Below are 14,174 nucleotides of genomic sequence, written 5' to 3'. Positions count from 1 at the left end.
CTCGGAATCCGCAACGCAGCGCAAAGCCGGCCGCGAGGGACCGCCCCACGCAAGATCTGGGCAGCCCTTTTCCCCGGTCACCGGTGAACGGAAAAACGGCCGGGTTGCCCCGGCCGTTCTTCCATTGCATCCGATGTACTGGATCAGAACTTGTAGCGGAAGCCCACCTGCAACGCCCAGCGCGAGATGCCCTTGTCGTCGTAGATCGTTGCCTCGTCCGGAGTGTTGAAGCGGTAGACGTACTTGCCGGTCGCCGAATCGATACCGCCGTACTCGACGATGCCCTTCATCGACGGGAAGCCGATCTCCTCGACACGGCCCCACTTCTTGTCGATCAGGTTGCCGACATTGAGGATGTCGAGCCACACCTCGGCCTTGTTGCCGTTGAAGAAGCCCGGGAATTCCTGCGAGATCCGGATATCGAACTGGTTCACCCACTTGTTGCGATCCGCATTGCGACCGGCGACCTGACCCTTGTGCGAGCGCAGGTATTCGTTGCCGTCGACATAGGCCCAGAACGCGGCTTCCTCTGCGGGCGAACCGAACAGGACGTCGCCAGGACCCGACGGGATGTACAGCAGGTCGTTGAGGCGGCCGTCGCCGTTGGCGTCGTTGTCGAAGGTGTAGCTGAAGGGCTTGCCCGAGCGGCCTTCGTAGAACATCGACACCGAGGTGTTGTTGTCGCCGAAGAACGCGTGCTTCCAGGTCAGCGCGGCAGAGAAGCGGTCGCGGATCTCGTAGTTGGAGCGTGCTGCCACTTCCTCGTTGGCCTGGAACACGGCTACGTTGCCCAGCTGCGAACCCGACGTGGAGCTGGTCAGCGGATTGACTTCCGTGGCGTTGGTGTAGGTGTAGGCCACCTGCCAGAACCAGTCGCCGCCGTTGAACGGCTTGCTGAGCGAGAAGGTGTACTGCTGGCTCTCGCCCTCGTCGGTGGAACGGGCGAGGATCGCGTTGGTGAAGTCACGGTCACGATTGGTGCGGGCATCGACACCCGTACCGACGCCGGCCTGGCTCCAGCTCCCCGGGTTGAGACCGGCCGCGTTCCAGTACATCAGACGACCATCCTGACCGGTGTAGGTCGAGCCGCCCATGTTCAGTTCCTGATAGAAGATCGCTTCCTTGACGCGGGTCCAGATACCTTCGGCCGATGCCACGACGCCCCACCACGGCAGTTCGGTCTCGAACGCCAGGTTGGCCTTCCAGATCGACGGCTGCCCCAGATCCGGGTCGATGAAATCGATGGCCTCGGCACCAGTGGCAGAAGCCGTCGGCGGGCAGGACGCGGTGGGCTGCTGGTTGACCAGCGCGCACTGGTTGGCCGGGTTCGGGTCGAAACCGATGAAACCACCATCGGCAGCCGTGAACAGGTAGTCGACGTAGGCGTCACGGCCGTAGTTCGAGAACGGGTTGGACAGCCAGACATTGGCCGCGGCGCCCTGGAACAGGCCGAAACCACCGCGCAACTGGGTCGGCAGGTCGCTGTCGAAGGTGTAGTTGAAGCCCACGCGCGGCTGGAACAGGCCGTTGCCGTCGATGGTGGCGCTGTTGTTGTAGCCGAACGCGGCCTGCGCGCGCGGGTTGTGGAACGGCGCGGTCGGCACGCTGGGCTCGTCGTAGCGCAGCCCCAGCGACAGGGTCAGGTTGTAGTTGATCGCCCAGGTATCCTGCACGAACAGGCCCAGGTTCTTCAGCGTCCAGTCCGCCGCGATGTTGTTGCGGACGCCGTCACGCGGGTAGAACAGCTGGTAACGGCTAGCAGTCCCGGCCTCGAAGTCGTCGATGCTGTCGAAGGTGTATACGCCGTTCAGACGACGGCCGTACATGTTGTAGATCTCGTTCTCTTCGTAGTCGACGCCGAACTTGAGCGTGTGGTCGCCGAGGAACAGGTTGCCGGCAAGGAAGGCATTCTTGGTCTTGGTGCCGACCTCGTTGACGTGCGTGTTCTCCTCGGTGCCGAGGTTGACGAACGAGTTGCCGACGCGGACACCGATCGCGGGCAGATCGGCCAGCGGAACGCGCGGCACGAAGTAGTCGCGGTAGGAGACCTTGGCCTCGGTCGAGAACGAGCTGTTCCAGTCGCTGAACAGCTGCAGCGTGTAGGTCTCGATCTCGTAGTTCTTGACGTAGTGATAGGTGTTGAGCGCCAGCGAACTGGCGCCGAAGCCCTGCAGGTAGGGCTGGTTCTGTTCCGACTTGCCGTAGCGGAAGCTGGCACGGTGGTTGTCGGTGATGTTCCAGTCGATCTTGAGGCCGTATTCCTCGGACTCGGTGTCCAGGGACGGCAGCGCCAGCGCGCCGGCATCGAAGCCGTAGGTGTTGCGCGCGATGTCGATGATGCGGTTGATGTCGCTCTGCTCGATATTGACGATGTTGCTGGCACCCGAGCCGATCGGACCGTAGCTGGAGTTGCCGATGAACATGTTCTTGCCGGTGTACTTCTCGTAGTTGGCGAAGAAGAACAGCTTGTCCTTGACGATCGGGCCGCCGAAGGTCACGCCCCAGGTGTTCTCGCTGTCGAACAGGACGGGGCGGACATTGTTGTCGTTCTTGCCAGACCAGTCGTTGTCGCGGTACAGGCCGTAGACCGAACCGCTGAAGTTGTTGGTGCCCGACTTGGTCACCGCATTGATGACGCCGCCCACGCCGCCGGAGATGGTGACGTCGTAGCTGGCGATGTCGACCGCGATCTCGTCGATGGTGTCCATCGAGAACGGCTGGCGCGGCGCCGACAGGCCGTTGGTCTCGAGACCGAAGGTGTCGCCGCTGTTGATGCCGTCGACGCGGATCGCGTTGTAGCGCGGGTTCTGGCCGCCGATCGAGATCTCGTTGCGGGCCTTGTCGGTATGCGCCACGCGCGGATCGAGGCGCGCGTAGTCCTGCAGCGTCCGGGTGATCGACGGCATCGCTTCCAGCTGTTCGCTGGTGATGTTGCTGCCCGCGCCCATCTTGTTGGCGCTGAACACTTCCGAGCCGCCGCCGACGGCCGTGGCGACCACGCGCTCGAGCGTGGTCATGTCGCCGGTCAGCGCGGCGTTGACGGTGTTGACCTGGTTGAGGTTCAGGTAGACGTTGTCCTCGGTACGCGTACCCTCGCCCGCCTTGGTCACGGTGATGGTGTACGGGCCACCCACGCGCAGGCCGCGGGCGTTGTAGCGGCCGCTGGCATCGGTGGTGGCGCGGCTGACCGTGCCCGACTCGGTGTGGACGATGGTGACATCGGCGCCGGCAACCGGCTGGCCTCCGGCACCCAGGACCTGGCCGCCGACGCCGGCGGAGGTGCTTTGTGCGAAAGCGGGAGCTGCGGCCAGTGCGACGATCAGGCCGAGCGACAGCTTGGAAAGTCGAGCGCGATGCGAGTGGGTCATGGTGAGTAGCCTCGGTACGTGGGTATGGGCGCGCGGGCTGGCAGGCACGCGGCTGAAGCGGGAACTGGAAAGCGGTGGTGGGGCCCCTGCCGGACGGCGCGCACGCCGTTCGCGGTTAACAACAGATTAACATGGTAGCCAATGAAAATTACAGTCCGGTGACACCGGAATTGGCATATAAGCCACTGACCGCGCTGGCTTTTACGCCAATATCGAGAAAGCGCCGCTAAGTGATTGTCTTGCCGTGGTCACGCCGCGCCCGATCAGGCCGAAGCGCCGTTCCGCAGGAACCCGACCACCCCGTCGAGCAGCATCTGCACCGAGATCGCGACCAGCAGCATGCCCATCAGCCGCTCGATGGCGGTCAGCGCGCGCAGGCCGAGCAGCTTGTACAGGTAGGTGGCCGAGAACAGGATCGTCGCGGTCGCCCCCCAGGCGATCAGCAGCGCGAGGCTCCATTCGCCCAGCCGGTCGGGCTCGTTGCTGCCCATCAGCATCACCGCGGCCATGCCCGAGGGGCCGGCGACCAGCGGGATCGCCATCGGCACGATGAAGGGCTCGCCGTCGGGAATCTCGCCCATCAGGCCTTCCGGCGGCGGGAAGATCATGCGGATTCCGATCAGGAACAGCACGATGCCGCCGGCGATCGCGACCGATTCCTGGCGCAGGTGCATGACCTCCAGCGCGTACTTGCCGGCCCACAGGAACAGCATCAGCACCAGCAGCGCGATCAGCAGTTCGCGCGCCAGCACCACGCGCTGGCGCTGCGGGGTCAGCCGCCGCAGCATGCTCAGGAACACCGGGATGTTGCCCAGCGGGTCGAGGATCAGGAACAGCAGCAGCGCGGCGGAGGCGATGGTCATGGGTGCGTCGCCGACGGCACGGCATGGTCATGGACCGGCCGCCACAGCTGGCCGCGATGCGCGGCGCCGGCCGCCGACAGCAGCGTCACGCAGTCGCGGGCGCTGTCTTCCGGTTCGCGGGCCACGGCGTCCTCGGCCTCGACGTGTGCGCGTGCGCGCAGCGGCGTGCGCAGCGGTGGCGGACACAGGCCGCTGACCCGCACCCGCGACCCGCCCAGTTCGGCATCCAGCATCGCGACCATCGCGGCCAGCCCCGCCTGGGCGATGCCGTATCCGCCCCAGTAGGCGCGCGCGGCACGCGCGTGTTCGTCGACGGCGAACACGACCGCGCCATCGGGCGCCTGGCGCAGCAGCGGCAGGCAGGCCTGGGTCAGCCACCAGCGCGCGGTGAGGTTGACGTGGAGCGCGCGCGCGAACTCGGCGGGATCGGTATGTTCGAGCGGGGTCAGGCCGGGGAAGTGGGCCGCGCAGTGCAGGACGCCATCGAGATGGCCGAAGGCATCGCCGATGCGCGCCGCCATGTCGGCATAGTCGTCGGCCGATGCTCCCTCCAGGTCCAGCGGATACAGCACCGGCGCGGCGCCGCGGGCTGCCAGGCTGTCGTGGAGCCGGTTGAGCCGGGGCACCCTGCGGCCGAGCAGCACCAGCTGGGCGCCGGCATCGGCACAGGCCAGCGCCGCGGCCGCGCCCAGCGCGCCGTGGGCACCGACGACCAGGACCACCCGGCCGGCCAGCACATCGGCACGCCCGGGAACGGCGAACAGCACCTGGCTCACGCCTTGCGCACCTCGGCGATCATCCGCGCCAGCTCACCCGATTCGTGCAGCTCGAGGGTGATGTCGCAGCCGCCGATCAGCTCCCCGTGCAGGAACAGCTGCGGGAACGTCGGCCAGTTGGAGAAGCGCGGCAGGTTGGCGCGGATCTCCGGCTCGGCCAGCACGTTGACGGTATGGAAATCCACCTCCGATGCCCCGGCGGCCTGCAGCGCTTCGACGGCCCGGCTGGAAAACCCGCACATCGGAAACTGCGGCGTTCCTTTCATGAACAGCACGATGGCGTGGCCGTCGATCTCGGCCTGGATGTGCTCAAGGATCGTCACGTCGGAACTCCTGCAGCACCGCGCCGCCGGCGCGCCGGCCGGCAGTGCGATGGGGTTTAGAATCGGCCCATTCTACCGCGTCGGCATCGACGCGACCCGCGCGTCGCAGCCGCCGCCCTGTCACAGGACGAGTCGCCCATGCCTTTCGAACTGCCCGACCTGCCCTACGCCCATACCGCGCTCGAGCCGCACCTGTCGGGCGATACCGTCGAACAGCACCGGCAGCACCAGCGCGCGCACATCGACCGCCTCAACATGCTGCTCGACGGTGATGCGCTGGCCGACGGGACACTGGAGGCGGTCGTGCGCAAGGCCCAGGGCGAGGCATTCGAGCACGCGGCCCAGGCCTGGAACACCGCCTTCTACTGGCATTCGCTCAAGCCCGCCGCAGGTGGTGGCGGCGGCGCGCCGACGGGGCGCCTGGCGGAATCGGTCGCGAAGCACTTCGGCGACGTCGAGACGCTGCGCGCGCGCTTTGACGTGCTGGCGATGCGGATGTTCGGCGCCGGCTGGGTCTGGCTGGTGCAGCGGCCCGACGGCCGCCTGGCGCTGGCCGCGACCGCGAACGCCTCCACGCCGATCACCGGCGACGATGTGCCGCTGCTTGCCGCCTGCCTGTGGGAACACGCCTGGTACCTGGACTACCGCGACAACCGCGCCCGCTACCTCGAAGCGTTCTGGCATCTGGTCAACTGGGAGGCCGTTGCCGCGCGGCTGAAGTAGGTCGGGGCCACGCCTCCGACGCCAAAGGGCCGACCTGCCCGCGTCGGACGGGTCCCCGACACCCCGCAACCCGGACGCCACGCACGTCGGCCGCGTGGGGCCGACCCGCGCAAGGTCGAGATAGCCGTATTCCCCGATTGGCTCCGCTCTACGGGGCGTCGGGCTGCTCGTATCCGGAAAGCCGCTGCAACACCGGGGCAACCTGGGACTCGCGTCCGAGTGCGTCGCCGACCGCCTGCAGGCGCTCCGCCAGCGTCTCCGGCGCATCGGCGCGCAGCGTCGCGTGCCCGACCTTGCGGCCGGCACGCGGGGATTTCCCGTAGTCGTGCCAGTGCCCGCCCGGCGTGTCCAGCACCGGCGTCGCATCGGGCAGCGTGCCGATCCAGTTCAGCATGCAGGCCACGCCGCGCGCGCCGGTATCGCCCAGCGGCAGGCCCAGCACCGCGCGCAGGTGGTTCTCGAACTGCGAGGTCTCGGCGCCCTCGATCGTCCAGTGCCCGGAGTTGTGCACGCGCGGGGCCATTTCGTTGGCCAGCAACTGGCCGTCGCGGCAGAACAGCTCCAGCGCGAACACGCCGACGTAGTCGAGCCGCTCGGCGATGGCGCGGGCATGGGCCACGGCGGTGTCCGCAATCTCGGGCGCGACCGAGGCCGGCGCGAGGCTGGCCGACAGCACGCCGTCGACATGCCAGTTCCCGGTCAGCGGCCAGGTACGGAACCCGCCGTCGCGGCCGCGCACGGCGACGACGCTGATCTCGCGATCGAACGCGACGAAACCTTCGAGGATCAGGCCGACGCTGCCGGCCTGCGCGCCCAGCGCCTCCCACGCCGCGTCGACGTCGGCCAGCGAACGGATGCGGAACTGGCCCTTGCCGTCGTAGCCGAGCCGGCGGGTCTTGAGGATGCACGGGGTGCCGATGTCGGCCACCGCGGCGTCGAGTTGCGCGCGCGAGGCGATGTCGGCGAACGGCGGCACCGGAATGCCGAGCTCGCGGAACAGGGTCTTCTCGGCCAGGCGGTCCTGGCTCAGCGCCAGCGCGTCGGGATTGGGAAACACCGGGATCCGCGTCGCCAGCTGGCGGGCACTGTCGGCCGGCACGTTCTCGAAATCGAAGGTCGCGACATCGACCTGCGCCGCGAACCGCGCCAGTGCGGCGGCGTCGCGGTAGTCGCCGACCAGCAGCGGTGCGAACTGGCCCGCGCAGGCGTCTTCCGACGTGTCCATGACCAGGAAGCGCAGGCCGAGCGGCGCGCCGGACAGCGCCAGCATGCGCGCCAGCTGTCCGCCGCCCAGTATCCCGACCGTGGTCATGCGCGCAGTTTCCCAGGCAATGCGGATGTCCGGCACAAGCGATCTTGCATGGCACCGACGCGTCCGCTCCCGCCTGTGGGACGAGGACGATGCGCTGGCGCGGCACTGCCGCGCGGGCTGGGCGAACGCCCGGCGCGCGGATGGCGTGAGGGCAACGGCCGCGTGTGCCTGCCGCTATCGACCACGACTGCGCTCATCGCCGCGGATCGTCGTTGTTGGCGACGTCGTCGGTCTGCTGTTGGCGGAACGCCGCCAGCGCCGCGGCGACCTCCGCGTCGTCGGCCGCGAGCAGCGCGGCGGCGAACAACGCCGCATTGGCCGCGCCCGCGTTGCCGATCGCGAACGTCGCCACCGGGATGCCGGCCGGCATCTGCACGATCGACAGCAGCGAGTCCAGGCCGTTGAGCGCCTTGGACTGCACCGGCACGCCGAGCACCGGCACCACGGTCTTCGATGCGAGCATGCCCGGCAGGTGCGCGGCGCCGCCTGCGCCGGCGATGATCGCGCGCAGGCCGCGCGACTGCGCACCCGCGGCGTAGTCGAACAACACGTCGGGCGTGCGATGCGCCGAGACCACGCGTACTTCGTGGGCGATGCCCAGCTGTTCCAGCTTCTGCGCGGCGTGCTGCATCGTGTCCCAGTCGGAACGCGATCCCATCACGATGCCGACCTTGGGGCTTGCGGAATTGGCGGACATGGCCGGTCCCGTGGCGAAACGCGTATTCTACCGGTTCGATTTCGCGACGCGACCGCCCATGGACCGAAAGCTGCTCGACATCCTCGTCTGCCCCGCCAGCCGCCAGCCGCTTGCGCTGCTCGACAAGGCCGGCCTCGATGCGCTGAACGCGGCGGTCGCCGCCGGCACGCTCGCGCGCATCGACGGTGCCGCGCAGACCGCGCCGCTGCGCGAGGCGCTGGTTACCCACGATCGCAAGCTGGTCTACCGCGTCGACGACGGCATCCCGGTGCTGCTGGTCGAGGACGGCATCGCCACCGGCCAGATCGCCGATTTCCCGAAAGCATGACCCAGGCGGACGACGACCGCTTCGCCGTCCCGCGCGCGGCAGTCGCCGCCAACGTCGCCGCGGCGCTGGCCGAGGACATCGGTACCGGCGACGTCACCGCCGCGCTGCTGCCCGACACCGCCGACAGCGCCTACCTGCTGTGCAAGCAGGATGCCGTGATCTGCGGCCGCCCGTGGTTCGATGCCTGCCATCGCGCGCTGGATCCGGAGGTCGCCATCGACTGGCGCGTAGCCGAGGGCGACCATGTCGCGGCCGGCACGGTGCTGGCAACGCTGACGGGCCGCACGCGCGCGCTGGTCAGTGCCGAACGCGCCTCGCTGAACTTCATGCAGACGCTCAGCGCAACCGCGACCGTCACCGCGCGCTTCGTCGATGCGCTGGCGGGCACCTCGACCCGGGTCCTCGACACCCGCAAGACCCTGCCCGGCCTGCGCCTGGCGCAGAAATACGCGGTGCGCGTGGGCGGCGGCGGCAACCACCGCATCGGCCTGTTCGACACCGTGATGCTGAAGGAGAACCACGTCCGCGCGGCCGGCGGCATCGCCGCGGCGATCGCGGCCGCGCGCCTGCACGCGCCGGACCTGCCGCTGGTGGTGGAAGTCGAATCGATCGCGCAGCTGCGCGAGGCACTGGTCGCCGGCTGCACACGCGTGCTGATCGACGATTTCGATGCCGCGATGCGCCGCGAGGCGGTCGCCATCGCGCACGCCGCGCCGTTCGACGGCCGCATCCCGCTGGAGGTGTCGGGCAGCGTGGACTTCGACGGACTGCGCGCGATCGCCGCCGATGGCGTCGATGTCGTGTCGGTGGGCGCGCTGACCAAGCACGTGCAGGCGATCGACCTGTCGCTGAAGCTGGGGTTTCCACCGGGCGAGGCCTGAGAGGCTGCCCCTCGATCCACCGCGTAAGCCGCATGCGATGACCCGACTGGACCGGCCGGCACGCCTTGGCGGGCCGAGACCCGCGCTACGTCGTGCGCTCACGCGCCCGCGCCCCTTGCACGCGACGCCGCATGCCGCCACATTGCGCCCATGCCCGATTTCCCGACGATGATTTTCGTGATGCTGGCCGGCGGCGCCGCGTTCGGCTGGTGGAGTGCGTCGCGCGCGGCCGCCGAACTTGCCGGGCAGCTCGGCCGCGACGCTTGCGCACGGGCCGGCGTGCAGTGGCTCGACCAGGCGGTGCATGCGCATTCGTTGCGCCTGCGGCGCGGCGACGATGGGCGCCTGGCAGTGGAGCGCAGTTTCCGCTTCGAGTACTCGGACGACGGCGTCCAGCGCCACATCGGGCATCTGGTGCTGCGCGGCGACCGGCTCGTCGCGTTCAGCGGCCCGACGCGGTCGGAGATCGCGACACTGCACTGACCTGGGGGGACGGACGTTTCCGGCGGTGCCCCGAAAAAGGGTTCTTCGCCGATCCCCGGGATTCACCTGTCGTAGGTCGGGGCAACGCCCCCGACACCAGACCGCGCCGAACCGCCAGGCTCCATGGCAGCTCGCGAATCCGGACACCGCGCACGTCGGCCGCGTGGGGCCGACCTGCGCAAGGTCGGACGACCGCCTTCCCCGGACTTGGGCGAAGAACCAGAAAAAGGGGATGCAGGCACGAGCTCCGCACTACGGCTCTGCACGACCCGACCGCCGGTGCGGCACCCACGCCGCAGGCCCAGCCCGCCTACTTGACGACGCGCAGGTGCCCGCGCCGCGGTTCCGGCGGCGTGTCGTCGTCTGGCGGCCCCTCCTGGGCGACGTCGTCCGGTGCGGCATCGGCGGCGGCCTCGTCCTGTTCGCCGGAACCGGGCATGTCGCCCGGCAGCGCCATGCCCTGGCCGGTCTCGCGGGCGTAGATCGCCAGCACCGCCGCCACCGGTACCAGCACCGACTGGCTGACGCCGCCGAACCGGGCGGAGAACCGCACGCTGTCGTTGTCCATCTCCAGCCGCGCCACCGCGCGGTCGGCGATGTTCAGCACCACCCGCCCGTCCTTGACCGCATGCGCGGGCACGCGCACGCCGGGCTGGCTCGCGTCGACGAGGATGTGCGGGGTCATGCCGTTGTCGGCAATCCACTCGTACAGCGCCCGCAACAGGTACGGGCGATGGCTGGTCATGCTGGGGAGGCGATCCGACATGGCGACAGTCTACCGGCTGGATTCCGCGAAGCGGATCGTCAGGCTGAATGAAAACCGGCCGCGGCGGTGCGGCGGCCGGCATCGGTGTCGATGCGGCGGGCGCGACGGACCCGGAGGTCGAGAGTCAATCGAACGCCGTGGCGAGACCGCTGCCGGGCGTCCGTGGCAGGGCGCGCCGGGCGACCCCTCAGTCCGGGAGCGCGCGCAGGCCGCGCTCCTGCTGGGTCAGGCTGCGCACGAAGCCGGGGCTGCGGAAGATCCGGTTGCCGTAGTCCTCGATGACCTTGCCGTCCTTCGGCAGCGGGATGTCGAGGGCCTGCAGGCGCCAGATGATCGGCGCCATCGCGCAGTCGGCCAGGCTCATTTCCGGGTTGAGGAAGAACTTGCTGGCCTTGAACGCCGGCACCGACGCCGTCAGCAGCTCCTTGAGCCGCTTGCGCGCCGATTCGGCCTGGGTCTTGTTGCCCATCTGGATCGCCTGCACCTGCGGCACCCAGTCGTGCTCGATGCGCAGCATCGCCAGGCGCAGGCGCGCGCGCGACAGCGGATCGACCGGCATCAGCGGCGGGTGCGGATAGCGCTCGTCGAGGTATTCGCTGACCACGCTGGCCGCGTACAGCACCAGCTCGCGCTCGACCAGGGTCGGCACCGAGTGGTAGGGATTGAGGTCGATCAGGTCCTCGGGCGGATTCTGCGGGTCGACCACGACCATGTCGTAGGTCACGCCCTTGGCCGCAAGCACCAGGCGCACGCGGTGGCACAGGACATCGTCGACGGAGGAAAACAGGGTCAGGATATTTCGCATACGTGCACTCGCGGCCATCGTCGGCCTCTCCCGAGACCGGAATCCGCCGGTCTCGTAAACGCCGCCTGCCCTTCGCAGCCGGTCGTCGCGGTTCCCGAGTCTCGCATTTCCCCGGCGCCGCCGGCAACGGGCGCGGGCCCGTCCAGGCCGCACGCCTCCCCGGCCGCAGCCTGCCGGATCAATGCTCCACGTCGCGCCAGTACTCCTGCTTGAGCAGCCAGGCCAGCAGCGTCAGCACGGTCAGGAACAGCAGCACCCAGACGCCGAGCTTCTGGCGCTTGAGCGCGGCCGGCTCGCCGACGTACTCGAGGAAAGTGGTGATGTCGCGGACGGTCTGGTCGAACTGCTGCGCATCCTGGCTGCCCGGCGTGCCGAGCTCCAGGTGCGCGACCGTCGGCTCGCCGGTTTCGTCGACCTCGCCGTGCACCGGCCGCTGCAGGCCCTGCATCTCCCACAGCGGGTTGGGCATCGAGGCGTTCGCGAACAGCGTGTTGTTCCAGCCCAGCGGCCGGGTCTCGTCCAGATAGAACGACTTGAGGTAGGTGAACACCCAGTCGCTGCCACGCACGCGGGTGATCAGGCTCAGGTCCGGCGGCGCCTGCCCGAACCATTGCGCCGACTGCTGGGCCGGCATCGACGAGATGATGTGCTCGCCGAAGGCCGCGCCGGTGAGGTTGAGGTTGTTCATCACCTCGTCCTCGGTCAGGCCCAGGTCCTCGGCCATGCGCGAGTAGCGCATGAACTTCAGCGAATGGCAGCCGGCGCAGTAGTTCATGTACAGCTGGGCGCCGCGCTGCAGCGAGGCGCGGTCGCCGATGTCGGTACCGGCCTGTTCGAGCGGGCCGCCGGCCGCGGCCAGCGCGCCGAAGGACAGCAGCAGGCCGCAGGCGAAGGTGGCGAAGCGGGAAATGAGTCGCTTAGTCATGCATCGTCACCCGTTCCGGCACTGGCTTGGTGCTGTCGAGCTTGGTCCACAGCGGCATGGTGATGAAGAACGCGAAATACAGGAAGGTCAGCACGCGGCCGATGATCGTCTCCACCGGGTCGGTGCCCGGGCCCGCGCCGATCTTGCCCAGCCACACGAAGCACACCACCAGCACCGCCAGCATGATCTTGGTCAGCGGCCCGCGGTAGCGGTGCGAGCGGACCTTGCAGCGGTCCAGCCAGGGCACCAGGAACAGGATCGCGATCGCCGAGAACATCACGATGACGCCGCTGAGCTTGTGCGGCACCACGCGCAACATCGCGTAGTAGGGCGTGTAGTACCAGACCGGCTTGATGTGCTCGGGCGTGACCAGGTGGTTGGCGGCGGTGAAGTTGTCGTGCTCGAGGAACCAGCCGCCGAACGCCGGCGCGAAGAAGATGATGAAGGCCGCGATGATCAGGAAGAAGCAGACGTAGAAGCCGTCCTTGACCGTGTAGTAGGGATGGAACGGGATGCCGTCTGCCGGCGCGGACTTCGACCAGCGGTTGCCCTTCGGTCCCTTCTTGATCTCCACCCCGTCGGGGTTGTTGGAGCCGACCTCGTGCAGCGCGCCCAGGTGCAGCACGACCAGCAGCAGCAGCACCAGCGGCAGCGCGATCACGTGCAGCGCGAAGAAGCGGTTGAGCGTCGCGTCGCTGGGCAGGTAGTCGCCCATGATCCATTCGGTCAGGCCATTGCCGATGACCGGGATGGCGCCGAACAGCGAGATGATGACCTTCGCGCCCCAGAACGACATCTGCCCCCACGGCAGCACGTAGCCGAGGAAGGCCTCGGCCATCAGCACCAGGTAGATCAGCATGCCGAGGATCCACACCAGCTCGCGCGGCTTCTGGTAGCTGCCGTACATCAGGCCGCGGAACATGTGGATGTAGACCACGATGAAGAACAGCGAGGCGCCGGTGCTGTGCATGTAGCGGATCAGCCAGCCCCACTCGACGTCGCGCATGATGTACTCGACCGAGGCGAAGGCCTCTTCCGCGCTCGGCTTGTAGTGCATCGTCAGGAAGATGCCGGTCACGATCTGGTTGGCGAGCACCACCAGCGACAGCACGCCGAAGATGTACCAGATGTTGAAGTTCTTCGGCGCGTAGTACTCGGTCATGTGCTTGCGGTACATCGGCATCAGTGCCGGCGCACGCTCGGTGACCCAGTTGAAGACGCCATGGGCGCCGCGGACGAACACGTTGGCCATGATCAGGCGGCTCCCTGCGGGGGATCGACGCCGATGACGATGGTGTTGTCATCGGCATAGTAATGCGGCGGCACCACCAGGTTGGTCGGCGCCGGCACGCCGTCGTAGACACGCCCGGCCATGTCGAACTTCGACTTGTGGCAGGGGCAGAAGTAGCCGCCCTTCCAGTTGGGGTCGAACGGCGCGGGGCGGATCTCGGCGACCATTTCCGGCGAGCAGCCCAGGTGCGTGCACAGGCCCACCAGCACGGAGATGTCGGGCTTGAGCGAGCGCAGCTCCGGATTGGCCTCGCGGACGTACTCCGGCTGCTGGTCGACGTTGCTGGACTCGGGATCGCGGAGCTGGCCGTCGAGCGTGGGGAGCGCGTCGAGGATCGCCTTGGAGCGCTTGACGATCCAGATCGGCTGGCCGCGCCACTCGGCGACCAGGCGCTGGCCTTCCTCGAGCGCGCTGATGTCGACGGTCACCGGCGCGCCGGCGAGCTTCGCGCGGGCGCTGGGATTCCAGGACTTGATGAACGGCACCGCCGTGACACCCACGCCGACGGCGCCCACCACCAGCGTGGTCGCGGTCAGGAACCGGCGGCGGCCTTCGTTGACTGACCCGTCATTGCCACCAGGTCCGATCGCTGTCTCATCGACCATCCGGTACTCCGCATCTTTTTTCGTCGGT

At 68.4% G+C, this 14,174-nt stretch carries 15 protein-coding genes; 4 read left to right on the top strand and 11 right to left on the bottom strand.

The genetic code is table 11. From position 1 onward, the window contains the following. Positions 1–143: 143 nt before the first annotated feature. From LDO26_RS16370 to grxD, 4 genes are all read right to left on the bottom strand, one after another. Entirely contained in the window at positions 144–3,368 is a 3,225-nt protein-coding gene (locus LDO26_RS16370; protein WP_232132167.1) for a TonB-dependent receptor, read from the bottom strand. A 263-nt stretch (positions 3,369–3,631) separates the two neighbouring features. Then, the gene (locus tag LDO26_RS16365; RefSeq protein ID WP_232132166.1) at positions 3,632–4,231 is read right to left on the bottom strand and encodes a YhgN family NAAT transporter; all 600 of its coding nucleotides are present in this window, start codon (positions 4,229–4,231) and stop codon (positions 3,632–3,634) included. Next, complete coding sequence (locus LDO26_RS16360; protein WP_232132165.1) at positions 4,228–5,007, bottom strand: SDR family NAD(P)-dependent oxidoreductase; 780 nt, start codon at positions 5,005–5,007, stop codon at positions 4,228–4,230. The genes LDO26_RS16365 and LDO26_RS16360 overlap by 4 nt, the downstream gene beginning before the upstream one ends. After that, a complete protein-coding gene (grxD, locus tag LDO26_RS16355; protein WP_232132164.1) occupies positions 5,004–5,330 on the bottom strand; it encodes a Grx4 family monothiol glutaredoxin in 327 nt (108 codons plus the stop codon). Before grxD ends, LDO26_RS16360 begins: the two co-directional genes overlap by 4 nt. A gap of 138 nt (positions 5,331–5,468) precedes the next feature. On the opposite strand from grxD, the gene LDO26_RS16350 reads away from it, so the two are divergent. Then, on the top strand, positions 5,469–6,053 hold the full coding sequence (locus LDO26_RS16350; protein WP_232132163.1) for a Fe-Mn family superoxide dismutase: 585 nt from the start codon (positions 5,469–5,471) through the stop codon (positions 6,051–6,053). A gap of 148 nt (positions 6,054–6,201) precedes the next feature. Here the strand turns inward: LDO26_RS16350 and LDO26_RS16345 are convergent, their stop codons facing one another. Next, a complete protein-coding gene (locus tag LDO26_RS16345; RefSeq protein ID WP_232132162.1) occupies positions 6,202–7,365 on the bottom strand; it encodes a 5-(carboxyamino)imidazole ribonucleotide synthase in 1,164 nt (387 codons plus the stop codon). A 193-nt stretch (positions 7,366–7,558) separates the two neighbouring features. Beyond that, entirely contained in the window at positions 7,559–8,062 is a 504-nt protein-coding gene (gene purE, locus LDO26_RS16340) for a 5-(carboxyamino)imidazole ribonucleotide mutase (RefSeq protein WP_232132161.1), read from the bottom strand. 58 nt (positions 8,063–8,120) lie between these two features. Here purE and LDO26_RS16335 point away from each other — a divergent pair, with 58 nt between their 5' ends. From LDO26_RS16335 to LDO26_RS16325, 3 genes are all read left to right on the top strand, one after another. Further along, positions 8,121–8,390, top strand: coding sequence for a Trm112 family protein (locus LDO26_RS16335; protein ID WP_232132160.1), 270 nt, complete (start codon positions 8,121–8,123; stop codon positions 8,388–8,390). After that, positions 8,387–9,271: a carboxylating nicotinate-nucleotide diphosphorylase gene (gene nadC, locus LDO26_RS16330; protein WP_232132159.1), complete on the top strand. Its 885-nt coding sequence runs from the start codon at positions 8,387–8,389 to the stop codon at positions 9,269–9,271. The genes LDO26_RS16335 and nadC overlap by 4 nt, the downstream gene beginning before the upstream one ends. Positions 9,272–9,439: 168 nt before the next feature. Then, positions 9,440–9,754, top strand: coding sequence for a DUF3301 domain-containing protein (locus tag LDO26_RS16325; protein ID WP_435594114.1), 315 nt, complete (start codon positions 9,440–9,442; stop codon positions 9,752–9,754). A 310-nt stretch (positions 9,755–10,064) separates the two neighbouring features. Here the strand turns inward: LDO26_RS16325 and LDO26_RS16320 are convergent, their stop codons facing one another. The 5 genes from LDO26_RS16320 to petA all read right to left on the bottom strand — a co-directional run bounded on the left by LDO26_RS16320 (position 10,065) and on the right by petA (position 14,146). Continuing rightward, on the bottom strand, positions 10,065–10,520 hold the full coding sequence (locus LDO26_RS16320) for a ClpXP protease specificity-enhancing factor (RefSeq protein WP_232132157.1): 456 nt from the start codon (positions 10,518–10,520) through the stop codon (positions 10,065–10,067). A gap of 187 nt (positions 10,521–10,707) precedes the next feature. Continuing rightward, positions 10,708–11,343, bottom strand: coding sequence for a glutathione S-transferase N-terminal domain-containing protein (locus tag LDO26_RS16315; RefSeq protein WP_232132156.1), 636 nt, complete (start codon positions 11,341–11,343; stop codon positions 10,708–10,710). Positions 11,344–11,503: 160 nt separating this feature from the next. Then, a complete protein-coding gene (locus LDO26_RS16310; protein ID WP_232132155.1) occupies positions 11,504–12,250 on the bottom strand; it encodes a cytochrome c1 in 747 nt (248 codons plus the stop codon). Then, positions 12,243–13,502, bottom strand: a complete 1,260-nt coding sequence (locus tag LDO26_RS16305) for a cytochrome b (RefSeq protein WP_232132154.1) — start codon at positions 13,500–13,502, stop codon at positions 12,243–12,245. Before LDO26_RS16305 ends, LDO26_RS16310 begins: the two co-directional genes overlap by 8 nt. A 2-nt stretch (positions 13,503–13,504) precedes the next feature. Beyond that, positions 13,505–14,146 carry a ubiquinol-cytochrome c reductase iron-sulfur subunit gene (gene petA, locus LDO26_RS16300; RefSeq protein ID WP_232132153.1) on the bottom strand — a complete coding sequence of 214 codons (642 nt, stop codon included), beginning with the start codon at positions 14,144–14,146 and terminating at the stop codon, positions 13,505–13,507. Between the last annotated feature and the right edge of the window lie 28 nt (positions 14,147–14,174).

Source organism: Proluteimonas luteida (assembly GCF_021191695.1).
Lineage (GTDB): Bacteria > Pseudomonadota > Gammaproteobacteria > Xanthomonadales > Xanthomonadaceae > Luteimonas > Luteimonas luteida.
This window is presented reverse-complemented; position numbering and strand designations above follow the sequence as displayed.